This window comes from Paenibacillus sp. FSL R7-0313 (genome assembly GCF_037969885.1).
GTDB lineage: Bacteria > Bacillota > Bacilli > Paenibacillales > Paenibacillaceae > Paenibacillus.
On sequence record NZ_CP150219.1, the window covers coordinates 6,387,495 to 6,404,618 of the forward strand.

The window sequence follows — 17,124 nt, forward strand, 5'->3', positions numbered from 1 at the left end:
GTGCGTTGTATGTAATCTCACACTCTCCTTATTGTACCTCTCCATCCTTCTTTTTTATAGAATTTTACACAACTTCCTTATTGTACTACGAGTGTCAAGTACGAAGCAGCCATTTCAAAAGATTGTACTCATACACTATGAAAACCAAAGAAGACCTTCGCTATACTTCCACCATGTTCAGCAAAGTACACGTACGTCATAATGCTCTTATACAGATGCAGGTGGTGACTCTGCATTGGACTACAAAGGAGGATATGGATATGCCCAATCCTAAAGTAAAACTTCTGCCTTTTGCCGATATTTCAAATTATGTCGAAGGCTTCGATATCGTTTCCACCCAGTGGGGCGGTGATGGCCTTGTCTATGTGCTGTTGATGAATCAGATCCCCGAAAGAGAGCGAGGTATGTTCGTCCAAAGTAAATTGAAGCAAAGCTATACGTACAAAGTGCTTATTGTGACAGATCAAACTATCGAGGAAGTTGTCATCTGGGGGCAGACGTTCAATTATCATTACGTACAACCATTACATGATCATCTGCTGCTCGTCGGAGCACGATGTGCGAATTACGGAAATGAACAGTTTGATCTGAACGCCAAAGTGTGTGATCTGGACGGAAATACAATTCGCGAGTTTCTGTTGGGAGACGGTATCCAAAGTGTACAGGTCACAGAGAAGGGAACGATCTGGACCAGTTACTTCGATGAAGGGGTATTTGGTAACTACGGATGGAGCGATCCAATTGGATCAAACGGTCTGTTGGCCTGGGATGAGCACGGTAATAAAGTGTACGAAAACAGCGCAGCTGATATTGCAGATTGTTACTCACTCAATGTGGTAAATGAGAAGCAGGTCTGGTTCTACTTCTATACCGATTTTGAACTCGGTTGTATCTCAGGGGGAACCAATGAACCTAACGTTACATTTATGAATCCAAACATCTCCGGTTCCTCCGGCTTCAGTACGGATGGTTATCATTTCTTGTTTGATGCCGGGTACGGTAAACATGGAACGTTTGTGCTTAAAAAAATGGAGAAACCCGGTAGATTGAGCAAGGGGCAGAAGATTGGTTTATTAAATGTAGATGGTCAGCCCTTCAAGCAGGCACGGCAGGATTTTCGCCAACATCGTCTGCTACTGAGTGAAGATAACCTGTTATACCAGGTAACCATCGAGGAGATTACTTCAGGTTTGGATTAAATGACAGGATTGAAGAGGGTTATTTCTTAAAAGACAATCCCTCTTCTTCCAATGCGTTCCGCAGTTTAGGCATGGCAGATGGCCCGATTCCATGCAGCATCAGGATTTCTTTCTCCGTGTACTCCGCGAGTTGCAGTAGTGTTGTAATCCCTTCATTCTCCAAAGCACGTCTGGCGGGAGCTGACAACAAGGCTAGAAATCCCTCTGTCGGTTTACGTTCAGCTTCGCAAGTCGGACAGGTTGGGCAATCACTTTTTTTATAATACGAATGTCCTTGTTCGCATGTTCTGAGTGTTCCTTTATCGTTTGCCATGTGGGTATCCTCTCCTGAATTAAGTATTCAACCAGTTCTTAATATCTGAAATCATATTTTCATATTGTTTTAAAGCCTCTAAAGTCCAAATGACTTGTGATGTACCTACTAACTGTTCCTCTATATCCGTACATTCAATCCACAGTGACCGTTTAAGACTATACTCGAGCCAATCCAACTTTCCAGCAAAACCAATATCCAGAACCACTTCCCAATTGGCTGTTAGACTCCCCACTCGCTTCTTATATCCACTTATAAAAGCCAAGAACTTTTCCTCGTTTATACTTCCAGAGCTATCTACTGACCAATACACAGCTGTTTCTACCAGATCATGCATCGGATTAATATAACCTGCCGATTCCCAATCTATAATAATAGGTATGTCTTGTCTCCACATCACATTCTTAGGCTCCAGATCTCTGTGACTAATAACATTATTGGATGCTAACATGGAAGATGAATTCTTAGCTTTCATGCTCCACTCATACAGCTTATCCATATTGGAATCCAAAATCTCAATCCATTCCGAATTCTCATTTCTTCCTTTGTTCAGATAAAACATCCAATCTATTTTTTTTAGAATTAGTCGCCTGTGAACTATCCAGCTCTAGTTGTCTAAAATCCGTTTTATGGATATCTGCAAGGATCGTTCCCATCAGAGAACTGTTATTGATAGTAACTTCATCTTGTTTCAAACGTTGACCCTCAATCCAATCAAATATTAGATAGAATTGATTATCAATTTTATGCACTGAAGCACCATTTAACCTTTTTGCAGGTTGAGCATGGATATGTTCGGCTGCCACGCTTGCGATTTTTTCTGAATCCATATAATTTTGCACAGCAGCAGGCCTTATCATAATCTGGGGATTCAATGCCTTAACTGCATAATTAGCTTGTGTCGTTTCAATGGCGTACATTCGATGAAGAAGTCCACCTGAAATCGGTTTGGGCGTACTGATCAATTCACCAAGCTGTAATTCATTACACAGTTTCTCAAAATTTAAATTATATAGAGTATCGTTCATATGTTATCCCCTCTCATTTTGGCTATTTGTCTGGAGCAAAGCTTACAATCCATACTCGGCAAAAATGGCTGCATATTTCTTTGCAAATATGGCCCAGCGCTTTTCGGCTCCGTATTTGGCATGTAGTTGCTCTAAATAATGCTTGGCTTCTTCCGTATCACCGGCTTGTAGCAGAAAGCGGAAAGTCTCTTCACTTAAATGTAGCGCTATCTTCGCCATATAATAATGGACTATATCTCTGGCCCCTGTTAGCGAGTGTAAGAATGAAATGCCCTCTTCCAAATGCGACACCAGTTCTTTCGCTAAAGCGTCTGGATCGATATTAGGCGTTAAGGTATAGTGGGCCGGAGCGGAAGGGACTATTTCTCCGATTCGGCAGGTAAAATGAGATATGTTCTCCAATATGGTTCCACTCAATTCAACGGACTGCAACTCCGCAAGTTCGGTGGAATGAATTCCACAATTAACATAAAACTGGACTTGACTACTGGTGTTAACCTTTGCTTTTTGAATGTTGAACTTATATGTGAGGTTTCCATCCGCTTTGTAGAAATTCAGATTTTTCTTGGAATAGCCGTGTTTGGCAAATAAGGGTTTGACGTCTGTATTGATGATCTTCTTAAAAAGTTCCTGCATTAGATATGCACTCCCCATTTGTTCAGAATCATGCTTGTTCTATTTTATAAAAATAAGGGCCACACATGGATTCGTGCGTATACACGTACGTCCATGTAAACGCTCGGTCGAAGATATAGATATCCTGCTCCGAATCAAAATCCGCTGCAATGACCCGATTCGCGTTTTCGTATAAAAGCACCCAACCACCACTTTCATACATCACATATACTTCATCTTTCGGCTCGGCATCGAAAGCATCTCGTGCTTCATCATGTGTCAGACATTTCTGTTGTTCATAACTGAACATATGCCACTTGTACTGGCTATAATGGATAGACTCTTTGACCACATCATCGATATTATGGGCAAATACGCTGTCCCATTGCTGTACAATCCCTTCGGATTCCTCATACAGTTCGGATACGACAACCCCCTTATCCTGCAATTTCTTCTTGAACATATATTCCTGATGGATACGCTCAATCCCCCAATATGCTCGGTTCAGTTCCATTTCGGGTAACGCATCCAGCAGCTCGTTAATTTTATCTCGAATCATCATTACCTCCGTAGGCTATCTGGAATTAGAATACCTGGTCCTTGCCTGACTGTTTAGCTTCATTTCGCAGTACATAAGCCAGTTTGTACATCTCCGCAATGTCATGTCTGTTCTGTTCCTGGAATCTTCGGATCGCTTCATTAATCTCTACCACTTCAACTGCAACCACCTGCTCGCCATCTTCCGGATTCAGCGGATCACCGACAAGTTCAACATCTCCATATCCGATGATTCGTACAAAATGGGGATGCGGGATATGTGGTCGATACGGTTCCAACGCACTGGATGTACAGTGGAATTGGCCAAAAATCTGATAGGACCGCATTTCTGCCCCAAGTTCCTCCATCAGTTCGCGCTTCAGTCCATCCATGTAATGCTCACCTGCTTCAAGCGTGCCTCCGGGCAGCTCCCAGTCTCCATTATCCAGTTGAAAGACGACACATTGATCCCCAACAAATGGAATGATGCTAATATTACTCACCAGATTTTCATCCACGATGTCGTTTAATCTGAACTCTGCCTCAATAATCCCCCAATGAATCGACGTACTCAGTGCCGGGAATTGTTCTGCATTTAAGCTGCTCATCCGCATCTGTTCCTCTCTATGTAAAATCCACTATTCTTCCAATTATAGTCGCAAACAAAGAAAGAAGGCCACCTTCCCACCGGGAATATGTGACCCCTTCTTACGATCTCTCCACTTAAGCCTTGGAACAGTGTTCTCTCCAGACTCTCAGGCCATTCTCCTTCTAGTGCTGCACCAGTTTCCCATTTTCCAAAAAAAGAACCCGGCTACAGAGCGGCAAGATCCGCTCATCATGCGTGACCATCACTGCACTCTTGCCCTGCTCCTTTACGAGCCGTGCAATCATGCCGACAATATCCAGCCCTCGCTCCGCATCCAGGCTTGCTGTTGGTTCATCCGCCAGCAGAACAGCCGGATCGTTCATCAAGGCCCGTGCAATGGCGACCCGCTGACGTTCCCCGCCAGACAGCTTCTCCGCATACGCCTTCCGCCGATGGGTCAACCCTACCGTATCCAACAACTCATCCACTCGTTTCTCCGCCTTGTTTTTATCCGTTCCGGCGAGCTTTGCAACGACCATGAGTTGTTCTTCTACTTTCAGATAAGGAATAAGGTTGGCACTTTGAAATATAAAACCAAGCTGCTGTAGCCGCATATCGGATATATCCTGTTTGCTTTTACCCATAACACTTGCTCCGTCCAACAGAACCTGTCCTTCCGTCGGTTCGAGAAGTGCGCCTGCAATAGACAGAAATGTACTTTTGCCCGAGCCGGAAGGCCCCATCACAGCCACAAGTTCTCCTTCAGCAACTTCAAGGTCCAACTTGTCCAGAATCGTCCGTTTACTGCCACCATCTTCAAAGGTCTGTGTAATTCCTTGTAATACCAATCGGTTTCTCATGCTGCAGTCCTCCCAATCGCATCAAGTGCATCAATTTTGGTAACCTTCCACACCGAGAACAATGAACCCGCCACAGACATGAGTATGAATAATACGCAGGTCAGTGCGAGGGTGGAAAAACCTAATTGAAATGGCATTGATGCTGGCAAGATGGACTCGAACAGTCGAACCAACAGTACACTAATGACCAGACTACCAACCGACAAGACCAAGACTTGCAAAGAAACGCTACCCGCCAGATAACCATTCCGCGTTCCGATGGCTTTTAATATGCCGAACTGACTCGTTTTCTGAATCGTGATGACATAGAAGAATACCGCAAGCACAAACGCCGAGATGACATATAGAAAAGCGATCATCATGAGCAACGATCCCTGTTCTTCCTTATATCCAGGAATGGCCGATACGGCATCCGACTTTGTGATGACTTCCGTATTAGGCATCGCAGCACTCAGGCGGTCTACCTGATCGCCCCCATCCTTAATCGCAATAGCATTGTATATCGGAGCATTGGCATTGGTGTCTGCTGAACCTTGCGAAGTTCGTGAACCTCCTTGAAGCGTAAGCCATTCCTGTTCATTCAGGAACACCACTGGGGAGTGACTGAAGGATTCATTTTGTACAAATCCACCAACGGTCCACTCCGTTCCCGAAGCTTGATCGACCAGAACGGTACCAATCGTGACACCAGATTCAGACAACTTTTGGTCCACCACAACCTGCCCTTTTGTCTGATCCGTAATCAGAGACCCTTCAGTCACCGTTGGAGCAAGCCAGCCCTCCGGATTAACCATGAACAGCGTGACATCGATCTTTTTTGTGTCGCCCGTTGGACTGACGGTTGTCATTTTCACACCGAGTGGCTCAGCGTTCTCTTGCCCCACTACGGAGCGAGCTTGATTAAGTTGATCCTGATCCACTTGTGACCGGGTAAATCGATGATTCGAATCCTGTTCCAGCACAAAGTGGGTTGCTGCCATATTTTTGACCGAAGCTGCGTTATCATACGCTAGCCCCTGTGCAAGACCTGTGACAAACAGTACCAGAAATGAAACCAGCACCATGATTGTAGCAATTAAGGCATAGCGCCCTTTGGCATACCTCATTTCCCGAATAGCCAAGTACATGTTCTGTGACCTCCCTCTTGATAACCCAAGTATAGGAGGCGAAAATGAACGGCAAATGAATAACAGATTACATCTGCGGAAGGGTCACAGTGAAGACAGTACCGTCAGGCGAACTGGAAACCTCGATTGTACCGTCATGAATTCGGATAATTTTCTGCACAATGGCAAGTCCAAGCCCGGTTCGTCCGGAAGAACGTTCCCGCGCACGGTCCACCCGATAGAATCGATCGAACAGGAAAGGCAGATGCTCCGCTGCAATTCCGTCTCCTGTATCCCGAATCTGAATCACACACTGGTTATCCGTCTGCTCGGCATGAATCTCGATGCTTCTTCCCTGTGGCAGATGGTTCACTGCATTTCCCAACAGATTCATCCACACCTGCATGAGCAGTACTTCATTGCCGACCAATTGAATGGATTCGGGCACTGATATCCGAAGCAGCAGTTCTTTTTCTTCGAGTTGCCATTGCAGCACCTGAACCGCTTGCCGGAATTGATCTCGCAGAGAGAACTTTACCTTGGTCAGATCTTCGTTGCCTTGTTCGAGGGAGGACAGGAGAAGCAGTTGTTTGCTGAGCAAAGAGAGATGACGGCTCTCCTCCTCAATAATCGATGCATAATGCTCCCGTTCCTGTTCAGGGAGATCCCGATCCGCCACCAATTGGGCAAACCCCTGAATTGAGGTCAGCGGCGATTGAATCTCATGCGAGACGTTGGATACAAACTGCTGTCGCGCCTGATCTACCCTTTCCAATTCACGACTCATGGTCATGAAATGCTGGGCCAGTTGTCCAATCTCATCCCGCCTTGCGGTAGGCAATTTCAGATTATATTTTCCTTGCGCAATGCGCTTGGTCGCCTCGGACAGACGTTCAATGGGATTGACCAGATAGCGGGTGCTGATCAGAAAGATCAGGATACTAATACCTATCGTAAATGCTCCAATCAACGCAAAAAAGATTCGCAGCTCACCGAATTGCAGGATTACATCCGGACGCATAAAGAGGGCGTAATTCGCATTGCCTAGCTGTAGATGAACACCCACGGTATTGCTTAATTGATTATCGAAGAAGCCGGTAATGAACGGTTTGCTTGGAAACTGGGCGACGCCATGGTATACCTCACCATTCAGCACCCGTTCCACAGCTTGCTTGTCCAGATCTTTTTCACGGAATTCACGGCCGTAGAATTGGTCGTTGCCTTTTCCATCCGTCACATAGATTTCATACCCGAGTGCGGCGGCATTGTTCAGATACTGCTCCATCGTGCCAGGTTGCTGTTCCACAAATTGCTTCATTTGCGTCGCGATGCCTACCAGCTTCTCATCATTGAAATCCTTGAGCTTTGTATGATAATAGATGTTGGACAAAAGAAAACCGAGCATGCCGCTGACCATAATCACCGCAATCGTAATGAGGAATACCCGGACGTACAAGGTCCTCAAGGTGCTTTCACCTCCATCTTGTAACCAATGCCCCGCACAGTCTGAATGACGAAATCGTCCGTATAATCGGCAAAACGATCACGCAGCCGCTTGATGTGCACATCAACGGTACGGTCATCTCCTTCGTAGTCTGCTCCCCAAACGAGCCGAATGAGCTCATCCCGCGAGAACAAACGGCCCGGAAACTGGGCAAGCTGTGAGAGTAATTCAAATTCTTTCATCGGCAAAAAGAGAATGGACTGCCCATCGGTAACCTCCACATTGTTACGGTCAATGACAATCCGGTTCATACGGATGATATCGCTGGATGTGCGATGGTACCGACGAAATAACGCTTTTACGCGGTAGACTAATTCTTCCGGTTCAAACGGCTTGGTCACATATTCATCTGTTCCTTTCAAATAACCATCTCTCTTGTCGGATAGCTGATCTCGAGCCGTCAGCAACATGATTGGAATGTCGTAATGCTGCCGAATGAAATCACATAATTCCAGTCCGTCCATGCCTGGCATCATGACATCAAGGATCGCCAGATCGATTGGCGTTTCTTGCATCAGTTTGACCGCTTCCAATCCATCCTGCGCTTCATGGACACGGTATCCTTCCTTAGTCATGACATGCCGCAGGAGTGCTCGAATATTGGCATCATCGTCTGCCAGCAGCAGATGTTTCATAAGTTTGTCCGCCCTTCTATGTAACGAGTACATCTCACTTTGATCCTGCACAGATGGTAGCATAAAAGTAATCTTATTCGCTAGCATACATTCCCTGAAACACCGCGGCCATGTTTACATTTCCATGAATCTGGTTGACACTATTATGAGGCGCAACTATAATAAACTCATAACATATGAACAAACGCTCATATATTCATTCGTTAGTGATTAACCATCGCTAAGGATCAATTATAGCCACACTAGAAATCATATTACATAACGGAGCCTCGCTCCAAAGGAGAGGATTTAATATGTCTGGACATCATCACAGTCATAACCATGGGCACGATCATGGACACAACCACGCTCACACCACCAATAATAAGAAAGTACTTCTGTTTTCCTTCATTATTATTACCATCTATATGATCGTTGAAGCCATTGGTGGATTCATCACCAACAGTCTCGCACTCATCTCGGATGCAGGCCATATGTTGTCCGACTCCATTGCGCTCGGGATTGCCTTGCTGGCGTTCACTTTTGGTGAAAAAGCAGTAAATACCGGCAAAACCTACGGCTACAGACGCTTTGAAATTTTGGCCGCTACGTTAAACGGAATTACGTTAATCGCCATTGCACTCTATATTTTCTACGAAGCGATTGGTCGTTTTATCAACCCGCCAGAAGTGGCAACCGTAGGCATGTTAATCATCAGCGTCATTGGATTGCTCATCAATATTCTGGTGGCCTGGATCATGATGCGTGGTAGCGATACGGAAAATAATCTGAATATGCGTGGTGCTTATCTCCATGTCATCAGTGACATGTTGGGATCGGTTGGGGCCATTGCGGCGGCACTGCTCATGATGTTCTTTGGCTGGGGTTGGGCCGATCCACTTGCGAGTGTGATTGTCGCGGCACTGGTATTGCGAAGTGGTTTCTATGTCACCAAGTCATCCCTCCATATCTTGATGGAAGGTACTCCCGCCAATGTCGATGTGAATGAACTGGTGCAGACCATCAAACAAGTCGATGGCGTCAAAGGCGTTCATGATGTACACGTCTGGTCCATCACCAGTAACCTTAATGCGCTGACCGCACATATCGTGGTAGACGGAACGATGGATGTCTATGCATCCGAGATCCTGGTTCAGAAGATCGAACATATGCTGGAGCATAAAGAAATCAAACATGTGACGCTCCAAGTCGAGTCCGAAAAACATCTGCACGATACCTCCGTACTATGTACCGTCAAAGGCGACGCACCAGATGCCCACGCGCATCATCACCATTGAGATCTGTATGAAATATAGCTGCAAACAGAAACAGGGCAGATTCCCCGGTGAAGGGAACGCCCTGTTTTTGTTTGCAGAAGTTCAGCTTTTTGCATGAGCAGAGAATGGAATATCTTCTTTACCTTGTCGCAATCTGGACTACTTGTATCTGTAAAGTAGCTTCTCTTTCTTCTGATCAAATTCATATTCCGAAATGATATTTTTCTCTTTTAATTCACCCAACTGTAGCAGTTGTTCATGAACATTTACAGGGGCCTTTTTTCTCTTGCTAGAAATGATTAGAGCTACAATTGAGAAAAGCAGACCATACAGGACACCCAAAATCCCCAAACCTGCCGCTACCTCCGCACTTTCTTGCGAACCATCTATAAAAACTACGATTAATAAAAAATTGAGTACGAACCCAATAAGACTGACGATCGATAATGCTTTCAATGAATGTTCCTCCTAAATGTTATGTATGTTTCTATCAAAATCAGGAAAGACAGGTCAGAATGACTAAACCAAAACCTATAAAACTTAAATACGGTGTGAAGCTGTTGCTTCGCAATACTCCCTCTCCTTCCCGATTGTGTTCATTTCTATGTATGTATTTATTCTCATTAGTATAAATGACAACTGGCAATTAAGAAACAGCCTTAGCACCCATGCCAAGGCTGTAATTGAATTATCTCGTTTCTTTCCACTATTATGAAATGGCAATGATTATACTCGTTATCAGCATCAACAATGTTACGGGCGCCCAGATTCTTCGTTCCCATACACTTCTCGTAATCAGATTCAAAATCGTCCCAAGTACTACATACGCGACGATAAACCAGATCGCTGTCTCTGCAAAAACAGACCACTGAGGCCAAAGTAATCCTGCTTTACTCAGAACAATGATACCCATGAATGCTAAAATCGCAATCTGAACTATACAAGCAAACCGCATGGAGATGGGGTATTTCCCGGGAAACTTTCCACCCATGGCGTACTCTCCCCAGGGCACACCTACCGCTAAAGCAACCTGAAAGAGAATCACGATTAGGATCAGGATGGTAAATGCTATTGCTGACGTTAATACGATCATGACCACACTCCAGTATTCAAAGTGGCAGTAAAATCACTACCATAATAAAGATACCTTATTTTCCAATCGCAGATCCTTCTTTCTCTACAGAAAGGTAAACATGACTGTTCTCTAAATTATACAGGATATTCCACTAAATCACACTTTCTTTTTTGCCTTTTAGACTCCCCTGCCTGTCCGCTTTCAACATTCGTGTCTCTCGATTGGAAATGAATACAAATAGAGACTTTCACTAAAGGAGAGTCTCTATTTGTATTCTATATTGTATTTTACTGAGCGACTACGTCGCTACGGATAATAACTTATAAAAATATTATTTACCCATTAAGCTGAGTCATCATTTCTTTCATATAACGTGTTCCATGGACTTCATTTTTGGGGCTTACCTTTTCAATACGAGCTAAGTCATCAGATGTCAGTTCAATCGTTGCAGCGTTCGCGTTTTCCTCCAAATATTTGATTCGTTTCGTTCCCGGAATCGGCAATGCGTTGTTAGCCATGGTCCAAGCTAAAGCCAATTGCGCAGGCGTACAACTCTTCTCCATCGCGATCTCTTTGATTTTATCCACAACTTCTACATTTTTGGCGAAATTGTCTCCTTGGAACCTCGGCATATATCTGCGCAGATCATTAACATCCAAATCTTCGAATGTCCGTATCTCACCTGAGATAAACCCTCTGCTTAATGGACTGTATGCAATATGAGTAATATCCAATTCTCTCGCAGTCGGTAGAATCTCGTCCTCAATATCCCGGCTCCACAGGGAATATTCACTCTGCAACGCAGAGATCGGATGAATGGCGTGTGCCCGACGTAAAGTGGAAGCCGATGCTTCCGACAAGCCTAGACAGCGGACTTTTCCCTCTTTAACCAAGTCAGCCATCGCACCAACGGTTTCCTCAATCGGAATCTGAGGATCTACCCTGTGTTGGTAGTACAGATCAATATAGTCTGTATTCAGCCGGCGAAGACTTGCTTCTACAGCCTTTTTCACGTAATCCGGATGGCCATTCAACGTTTCATAGTTCGGAGTGTATCCAAATTTGGTAGCAATAATGGCCTGATCCCGACGTCCCTTCAGCGCTTTCCCCAGTAGTTCCTCATTATGACCGTTCCCATACACATCTGCTGTATCTAGCAGTGTAACGCCAATCTCCAGCGCGTGATGTATGGTCTTCATTGACTCCTCATCATTGGTTTCCCCGTACATTCCCGGAGACATGCCCATAACTCCCAGTCCAATCGAAGATACGACGATATCGCTATTTCCCAGCACTCTTTGCTTCATTTCTCCATCTCTCCATCCGTTAATATTAGTCTTTACCGATGCTTTCCATTTGGTCTAGCAACTTGCTCTCTGATGGAAGCTTTCCTGTTTCTATGTCTTCATAGATGGTCAATTTGTTATTCACCGCTGCAAGTGCTTCGGCAATTTCAAGTTGGCGGCGATGTAATTCTTCTTTATATTCGTGAAGGATCGCTTTCCGTTGTGGAATCGTTGAGTCACCATCCAGCGCCAGACTAACCATATGTTTCAGTGTAGATACTTTCATCCCCGTTGCCCGGAAACAAGACATCAGTCGCATCCAATCCAGATGTTCTTCCTCAAACATCCGATTTCCATGTTGATCCCGTTGAATGTAAGGGAGCAGTCCCTCCTTCTCGTAGTAACGAATTTTATGTGCAGGACAACCCAGCCGCTCCGAAGCTTCTTTTATCGAGAAAGCCATAATGCTGACTCCTCCTTTATGTTCATTTGTGGAATGTATTGGCCGGTTCTTTTACATCCTAAGGCTTAATGTTCACATTAAGGCAAGCACTAATTTCAAAAAAATTAAATTCACTGATGTTCACTATTTTTAACAAATGGAGGACATAGCACACGCTTCGGTACTGGGAAATAACGAATAGAGGAGATATGTCGAAAAGATCGGGTGAAGAGCTGGGATTCGGAGAAAAAAACTTGGGGAATCTGAGCAATTATTTCACTTACTTTAATCGTTCAGTAGCATAAAGTACCCTGGCTTGATCACAGTTCAATGGTTCGGTAAAAGGTACTTCCAAGAAGTATTCCAGCTGCCATTGCTGCGTTTTTAGAGCCTGTTTACTTGTTGGCTTATCCCAGGGCGGATATACACGTATGGCGCGCTTGCCACCTTTGCCTTGATCCGATACGATATCTCGCTGTAACAATACATGCTTTGGAAATACAAATTGACCAAATGGCTACCTGAGCGCGTACTAATGACATACATATCTGCTGGATCTGATACATCATATGGCTGTGTCGATCCATCCTCACTCCGCTGCCATAGGGTAACAAATTGTCCAACCTTGGTTGGCGTGGTTTTGGCGACGCGAAATCGAATGGAGAAAGAATTCAAGGTGAAAACTTTACTATTTTACCATCCCTGACATAGTCTTTTCCATTCATTCCATGCCTTTAAATACTCAGGCAGATCATCCGGATGATGCTTGTTACTCAGCCCAATTCGGCAATACAGATGGACCAGAGCTTCCTCTATCAATCTGGATTTATCCATATCTACTTGCTCTAAAAGTTCGAACGTAGCAAATAATGTTTCGGTGTTGATATCATCTGGCGAAGAGCTAAAAGCATACAAGAAATCATAGACGATAGGTCCAACCATTGGAGATGGGTCAATAACGCCGATGAGTTCATTTTGATCATATACAAAATTATGAACCCCCGTATCACCATGCAAAAGAAACTTCTCTTCTTCCTCATGAAACAACCGATCCACTTTGGATTGAACCAGATTATAATCATCTGTCGTTAAAACACTTCCAATATTCATCTTTGCTTCATGAATACTAATCTGATTGAATTCCTTCCATGTCCTCCGTGGGAACTCCACTCTCCCCCATGATTTCGTATCTGTAGAACGCACATATGTATTGAATAACTCTTTCACCAGACGAGTTAACCAGTCTCTCTTCTGTCCCCTGTTGAAATGGGTCGTGCCTTCCAGATACGTATAAATAAAATAAGTGTTATCCGGATCAGTGAACACAACTTCAGGCAATAAAGAAGAATTCTTATACGTATCCAAAAACTGCCTGGCGATGTGAATCTGTTCGGATTCATCTGATTTCAGAATATAGTGCTTATTCAGACTTGTACTCAACCGATAAACACGTCCAGCTGTGGTACCTGACAAACTTTGAATTTCAGATATTTCTTCATTGATATGATGCATCTTGAATAAGTTATTGACCTCATTTATCGTTGGATTAATTAACATATGGTTCTCCTCATATAACTAGGATCTTGATTCATTTGGTTAACATAAGGTGGTTTAGATTCCAATTGCACAGTGGCTTATCTTTCAAAATGCGCCCATTCCTCTTGGTTGGAACTAAAAATATAATCTGGGTACTGGTTTGCCATGGGTGGAAGCTGATCCTCCGGGAAAAACTGCAGATCCTTCATCTCTTCATTATCGGGCGTAAGTTGTCCAGATCTGATCCCGCATTCAAATAAGATAGTCAAATATTCAACCTGATGACCATTGCTGTATGTAAACCGTCTGGCTTCACCCCCGTATATTCCGATAATCTTCTCCGGTTCAACAACCAGACCTGTCTCTTCCAGTGCCTCTCTTACCATCGCTTGCGCCGGTGTCTCACCAAGCTCGATTGCTCCAGCAATCAGCCCCCAGGTTGATTCGTTATGTTTACGACCGAACAGGATCTCCCCTTGTTCATTTCGGATAATCCCAGCTACACCTGGCATAAAAATAAGCTCGTTTCCGATCTTTTCCCTGAGGTTTTTGTAATAGTCTGACATGCCCATGCACAGTTACCTCCTGTCTTCTATTTTCTAAATTCCGTTCCATCAATGATCCATTGTACGGCATCCCAAATATCCTCTGCGATATAATCAGGTTCAGTCTCCGTCCATTTGTCTCTAAATTTGGTTAATGAAGATTCCCCCCAGCCTGTTCTCACCATGATTTTGGTCGCTCCTACGGCATGGGCAGCAAGCATATCTGTATCTCCTACATCTCCAATTACTACGCATTTGGATAGATCCAGACCGTGTTCCTCTGAGGCCTGTAGTAACATTCCGGGTTGTGGCTTTCTGCAACTGCATTCTTGCTCATGCGGACATATATAGGAGTGATCGAATCCGTACTCGCGAAATTGCTCTTCAAAATCCTCAACACTTGCTTCTCCACGTGAGATTCGGTATTGATTCGTAAAAGCCAGCACCATAATTCCTTCTCGTTTCAAAAGCATAATTGCTTCTTGAGCATTGGGGTATAATCTGAAATCTCTTGGATGAATAAAATGACCTGTACCACCGATTGTTCCATCTCTGTCTATAAAAACAGCTTGTACGTTTCCCTGTGGTTTCATCATGGTCTGTTCCCTTCTCAGAAAAATTTCAAGTCGTGTCGTTCATCTATACTTTCTCATCGATAATATGCTTGCTACCATCTTGCTGTTTATGGTGTTGCAATTTTTTAATTTCAGTTTTTAGATAGTGTACTTCTTTGATCAATACATCCAGCTTTTTCGATGTTTTGGATGAATCTATCGCATACCGTACAATTGCAGCAAAGATAAGAACGACAATTAAACTTATAAGTGATACTACTAGAGCTCCATAAAACTCCAAAATGGTGTTCAACTCCTTGCTGTCAAAAAAATAAGTTGTAAAACTCTTCTGAAAACCAAAACCATATAATCCCCAGGATAACCATAATGGTGCCTAGTACTTTTAATATTATTTCGATATGTTTAGGGATATCACTATTGGGAGGGTTATCTTCAAACTCGTAATTCGGTTTAATATTTCGATATCTCATCAGGACAAATATTTTGTATAGAAAATCAGGAAAGAAGTAACATGCAATACCCACGACAAATACGGGAGTAGATAAATAACCAAACGTACTGGTGGTCCATTCCATCTCTATTCCCTCCATATTCATCCTCTTGGTCTCTCTCATTCTTCCTCTACAAGAATGTCAGCACAGCGCACAATCAATTCAGGCATATTTTCTCCACCAAATAGAACATGAAGCTCATATCCGTTATCGATCCGATACAGCTCTTGATACAGCCAGTAACTGCCTACAATCCCACCGTCTTGCTTAAGGATTTCCGGCGCAACCAGTGTAAGTTTATTTATATTTGTGAAGCCCCCACGGGTGTCAAAACGAATGACCACCTCATCACCCGTCAGCAGTTCTGTCACTGTACAATCATGATATTGAACCCGGCTATGTATTTCATCGGAAATATCCTGTGCCAGCATCACTTCTCTAAATTCTTTCGATATGCGTTCCATTTCTCTTCTATTCTCTGCACTCTGTTTATTCAGCTGGAGCATAACTTCTCTCGTGCAATAACCCAACGTAAAGACACGGATATCCGCAATTTGTTCAACGATTTCCTGTGGCAAATTCTCCGCCTTGTATTGAAAATTCCACTCCATCGATTCTTTGTACTCTTCCTTACATTTCTTCTCATCAAAAGGAGGGCGTACATCATATTCTGCAATGAGTTTCTCGATATGCGCTCTTTGTTCCGGCGGCATGTGAAAAACCATTTGATCCTCTTCTGTCACTTCTTCTCCGCTAAAGGCTTTCTCTACACGAGTCATGACCTGACCATCATGCTCCAGCATGAAACGTGGGTCCAAGTTATATAGCTCTCGCTCCTGCTTCACATGTGCTTTTTCCTTTCTTTTATACAGCCTTAAAAATACATCCTCATCTGACTCGTTAGCTCCATTATGTACTCTTAAACCAAAATGAAGATGTGTCTGCTGACAAAGCTCATACCATTCTTTCGTTAGATATCTCATATGCATCTCTCCTGTTGATTTTTAGAAGTCTTTTTTTTCATCGCTACTCCTCGAAAATCTTCAGCCTTAACGACTCCTTATACTCAACAGACGTACTGGTCTACCCCAAGGTTTGAAACAATTTGTGTTTTATTTCTTTGTCGTTTCGCGCGGCCCATTCATGCACAGCTTCTACGCCTGCGGATTCCTGACCTCGTTGAAAATAAAAACATAGATCCATCGGCACTAACCGTTTACCATAGAGTTTGATGCCAATCCGTCTGTAATTCATATAGATACACTCAATCTGAGATGCATCATATCTCTGATGTTTCATAGAAATCACATGATCGCTTTCCAGCGTAATACTGGGTTTAGTGAAAAATAAACGCCAGAGCAGGAAAACGATATAACCGAGAATAAAGGTCAATATAACGATCAGGGAGTACTTCAGAATACCATTTTTATCGTAAATACCATCCTTGAAAAGTATAGCTTCAATGACCAACATACATAGTAGGCTCAACCATGCTCTTGGATAAATCGTCTTGTATGTGATGAGTTCCACCT

24 protein-coding genes and 1 pseudogene are annotated in these 17,124 nt (G+C 43.7%); 2 read left to right on the forward strand and 23 right to left on the reverse strand.

Annotation, left to right across the window (positions count from 1 at the left end; translation table 11 throughout):
• Window positions 1-260: 260 nt before the first annotated feature.
• A complete protein-coding gene (locus NSQ38_RS27890; RefSeq protein WP_339785215.1) occupies window positions 261-1,199 on the forward strand; it encodes a hypothetical protein in 939 nt (312 codons plus the stop codon).
• A gap of 19 nt (window positions 1,200-1,218) precedes the next feature.
• Here the strand turns inward: NSQ38_RS27890 and NSQ38_RS27895 are convergent, their stop codons facing one another.
• The 10 genes from NSQ38_RS27895 to NSQ38_RS27940 all read right to left on the reverse strand — a co-directional run bounded on the left by NSQ38_RS27895 (window position 1,219) and on the right by NSQ38_RS27940 (window position 8,386).
• The gene (locus NSQ38_RS27895) at window positions 1,219-1,512 is read right to left on the reverse strand and encodes an RNA polymerase alpha subunit C-terminal domain-containing protein (RefSeq protein ID WP_339785218.1); all 294 of its coding nucleotides are present in this window, start codon (window positions 1,510-1,512) and stop codon (window positions 1,219-1,221) included.
• Window positions 1,513-1,531: 19 nt separating this feature from the next.
• Entirely contained in the window at window positions 1,532-1,987 is a 456-nt protein-coding gene (locus NSQ38_RS27900) for a phosphotransferase (protein ID WP_339785221.1), read from the reverse strand.
• 58 nt (window positions 1,988-2,045) lie between these two features.
• Window positions 2,046-2,540, reverse strand: a complete 495-nt coding sequence (locus NSQ38_RS27905; RefSeq protein WP_339785224.1) for a hypothetical protein — start codon at window positions 2,538-2,540, stop codon at window positions 2,046-2,048.
• 42 nt (window positions 2,541-2,582) lie between these two features.
• Window positions 2,583-3,176 (reverse strand): DUF4304 domain-containing protein, encoded by a 594-nt coding sequence (locus NSQ38_RS27910; RefSeq protein ID WP_339785227.1) that lies wholly within the window; start codon window positions 3,174-3,176, stop codon window positions 2,583-2,585.
• A gap of 28 nt (window positions 3,177-3,204) precedes the next feature.
• Window positions 3,205-3,717 carry a DUF4275 family protein gene (locus NSQ38_RS27915; protein ID WP_243391489.1) on the reverse strand — a complete coding sequence of 171 codons (513 nt, stop codon included), beginning with the start codon at window positions 3,715-3,717 and terminating at the stop codon, window positions 3,205-3,207.
• 22 nt (window positions 3,718-3,739) lie between these two features.
• On the reverse strand, window positions 3,740-4,300 hold the full coding sequence (locus tag NSQ38_RS27920) for an NUDIX domain-containing protein (RefSeq protein ID WP_339785230.1): 561 nt from the start codon (window positions 4,298-4,300) through the stop codon (window positions 3,740-3,742).
• 163 nt (window positions 4,301-4,463) lie between these two features.
• Window positions 4,464-5,141 carry an ABC transporter ATP-binding protein gene (locus NSQ38_RS27925; RefSeq protein ID WP_339785233.1) on the reverse strand — a complete coding sequence of 226 codons (678 nt, stop codon included), beginning with the start codon at window positions 5,139-5,141 and terminating at the stop codon, window positions 4,464-4,466.
• Window positions 5,138-6,268, reverse strand: coding sequence for an ABC transporter permease (locus tag NSQ38_RS27930; protein ID WP_339785236.1), 1,131 nt, complete (start codon window positions 6,266-6,268; stop codon window positions 5,138-5,140). Before NSQ38_RS27930 ends, NSQ38_RS27925 begins: the two co-directional genes overlap by 4 nt.
• Window positions 6,269-6,335: 67 nt before the next feature.
• A complete protein-coding gene (locus tag NSQ38_RS27935; protein WP_339785239.1) occupies window positions 6,336-7,712 on the reverse strand; it encodes a HAMP domain-containing sensor histidine kinase in 1,377 nt (458 codons plus the stop codon).
• On the reverse strand, window positions 7,709-8,386 hold the full coding sequence (locus NSQ38_RS27940; RefSeq protein ID WP_062833291.1) for a response regulator transcription factor: 678 nt from the start codon (window positions 8,384-8,386) through the stop codon (window positions 7,709-7,711). The genes NSQ38_RS27935 and NSQ38_RS27940 overlap by 4 nt, the downstream gene beginning before the upstream one ends.
• A 293-nt stretch (window positions 8,387-8,679) precedes the next feature.
• On the opposite strand from NSQ38_RS27940, the gene NSQ38_RS27945 reads away from it, so the two are divergent.
• Window positions 8,680-9,663, forward strand: a complete 984-nt coding sequence (locus NSQ38_RS27945) for a cation diffusion facilitator family transporter (RefSeq protein ID WP_062833290.1) — start codon at window positions 8,680-8,682, stop codon at window positions 9,661-9,663.
• A gap of 138 nt (window positions 9,664-9,801) precedes the next feature.
• On the opposite strand, the gene NSQ38_RS27950 is transcribed toward NSQ38_RS27945, so the two are convergent.
• The 13 genes and pseudogenes from NSQ38_RS27950 to NSQ38_RS28010 form a co-directional block, all read right to left on the reverse strand.
• Window positions 9,802-10,098, reverse strand: coding sequence for an SHOCT domain-containing protein (locus NSQ38_RS27950; protein WP_339785242.1), 297 nt, complete (start codon window positions 10,096-10,098; stop codon window positions 9,802-9,804).
• 253 nt (window positions 10,099-10,351) lie between these two features.
• Window positions 10,352-10,735, reverse strand: coding sequence for a hypothetical protein (locus NSQ38_RS27955; protein ID WP_339785245.1), 384 nt, complete (start codon window positions 10,733-10,735; stop codon window positions 10,352-10,354).
• Window positions 10,736-11,052: 317 nt separating this feature from the next.
• Window positions 11,053-12,024 (reverse strand): aldo/keto reductase, encoded by a 972-nt coding sequence (locus tag NSQ38_RS27960; protein ID WP_339785248.1) that lies wholly within the window; start codon window positions 12,022-12,024, stop codon window positions 11,053-11,055.
• Between the two features lie 25 nt (window positions 12,025-12,049).
• Window positions 12,050-12,466 carry a MerR family transcriptional regulator gene (locus NSQ38_RS27965; RefSeq protein ID WP_091033235.1) on the reverse strand — a complete coding sequence of 139 codons (417 nt, stop codon included), beginning with the start codon at window positions 12,464-12,466 and terminating at the stop codon, window positions 12,050-12,052.
• Between the two features lie 259 nt (window positions 12,467-12,725).
• Window positions 12,726-12,929 (reverse strand): MepB family protein, encoded by a 204-nt coding sequence (locus NSQ38_RS27970; RefSeq protein WP_339785251.1) that lies wholly within the window; start codon window positions 12,927-12,929, stop codon window positions 12,726-12,728.
• 65 nt (window positions 12,930-12,994) lie between these two features.
• Window positions 12,995-13,120: pseudogene (locus NSQ38_RS27975) on the reverse strand (MepB family protein); the annotation flags it as partial.
• An 18-nt stretch (window positions 13,121-13,138) separates the two neighbouring features.
• Window positions 13,139-13,957 carry a phosphotransferase gene (locus NSQ38_RS27980; protein WP_339785254.1) on the reverse strand — a complete coding sequence of 273 codons (819 nt, stop codon included), beginning with the start codon at window positions 13,955-13,957 and terminating at the stop codon, window positions 13,139-13,141.
• A gap of 122 nt (window positions 13,958-14,079) precedes the next feature.
• On the reverse strand, window positions 14,080-14,553 hold the full coding sequence (locus tag NSQ38_RS27985) for an NUDIX domain-containing protein (RefSeq protein ID WP_339785256.1): 474 nt from the start codon (window positions 14,551-14,553) through the stop codon (window positions 14,080-14,082).
• Between the two features lie 20 nt (window positions 14,554-14,573).
• Window positions 14,574-15,122, reverse strand: a complete 549-nt coding sequence (locus NSQ38_RS27990; protein ID WP_339785260.1) for an HAD-IIIA family hydrolase — start codon at window positions 15,120-15,122, stop codon at window positions 14,574-14,576.
• Window positions 15,123-15,165: 43 nt separating this feature from the next.
• Window positions 15,166-15,381, reverse strand: a complete 216-nt coding sequence (locus NSQ38_RS27995; protein ID WP_133384000.1) for a hypothetical protein — start codon at window positions 15,379-15,381, stop codon at window positions 15,166-15,168.
• A gap of 22 nt (window positions 15,382-15,403) precedes the next feature.
• Window positions 15,404-15,676 (reverse strand): hypothetical protein, encoded by a 273-nt coding sequence (locus tag NSQ38_RS28000; protein WP_133383999.1) that lies wholly within the window; start codon window positions 15,674-15,676, stop codon window positions 15,404-15,406.
• Window positions 15,677-15,711: 35 nt separating this feature from the next.
• Window positions 15,712-16,575: a DUF4085 family protein gene (locus tag NSQ38_RS28005; RefSeq protein ID WP_339785263.1), complete on the reverse strand. Its 864-nt coding sequence runs from the start codon at window positions 16,573-16,575 to the stop codon at window positions 15,712-15,714.
• Between the two features lie 100 nt (window positions 16,576-16,675).
• Window positions 16,676-17,065, reverse strand: a complete 390-nt coding sequence (locus NSQ38_RS28010) for a hypothetical protein (protein WP_339785266.1) — start codon at window positions 17,063-17,065, stop codon at window positions 16,676-16,678.
• Window positions 17,066-17,124 lie beyond the last annotated feature (59 nt).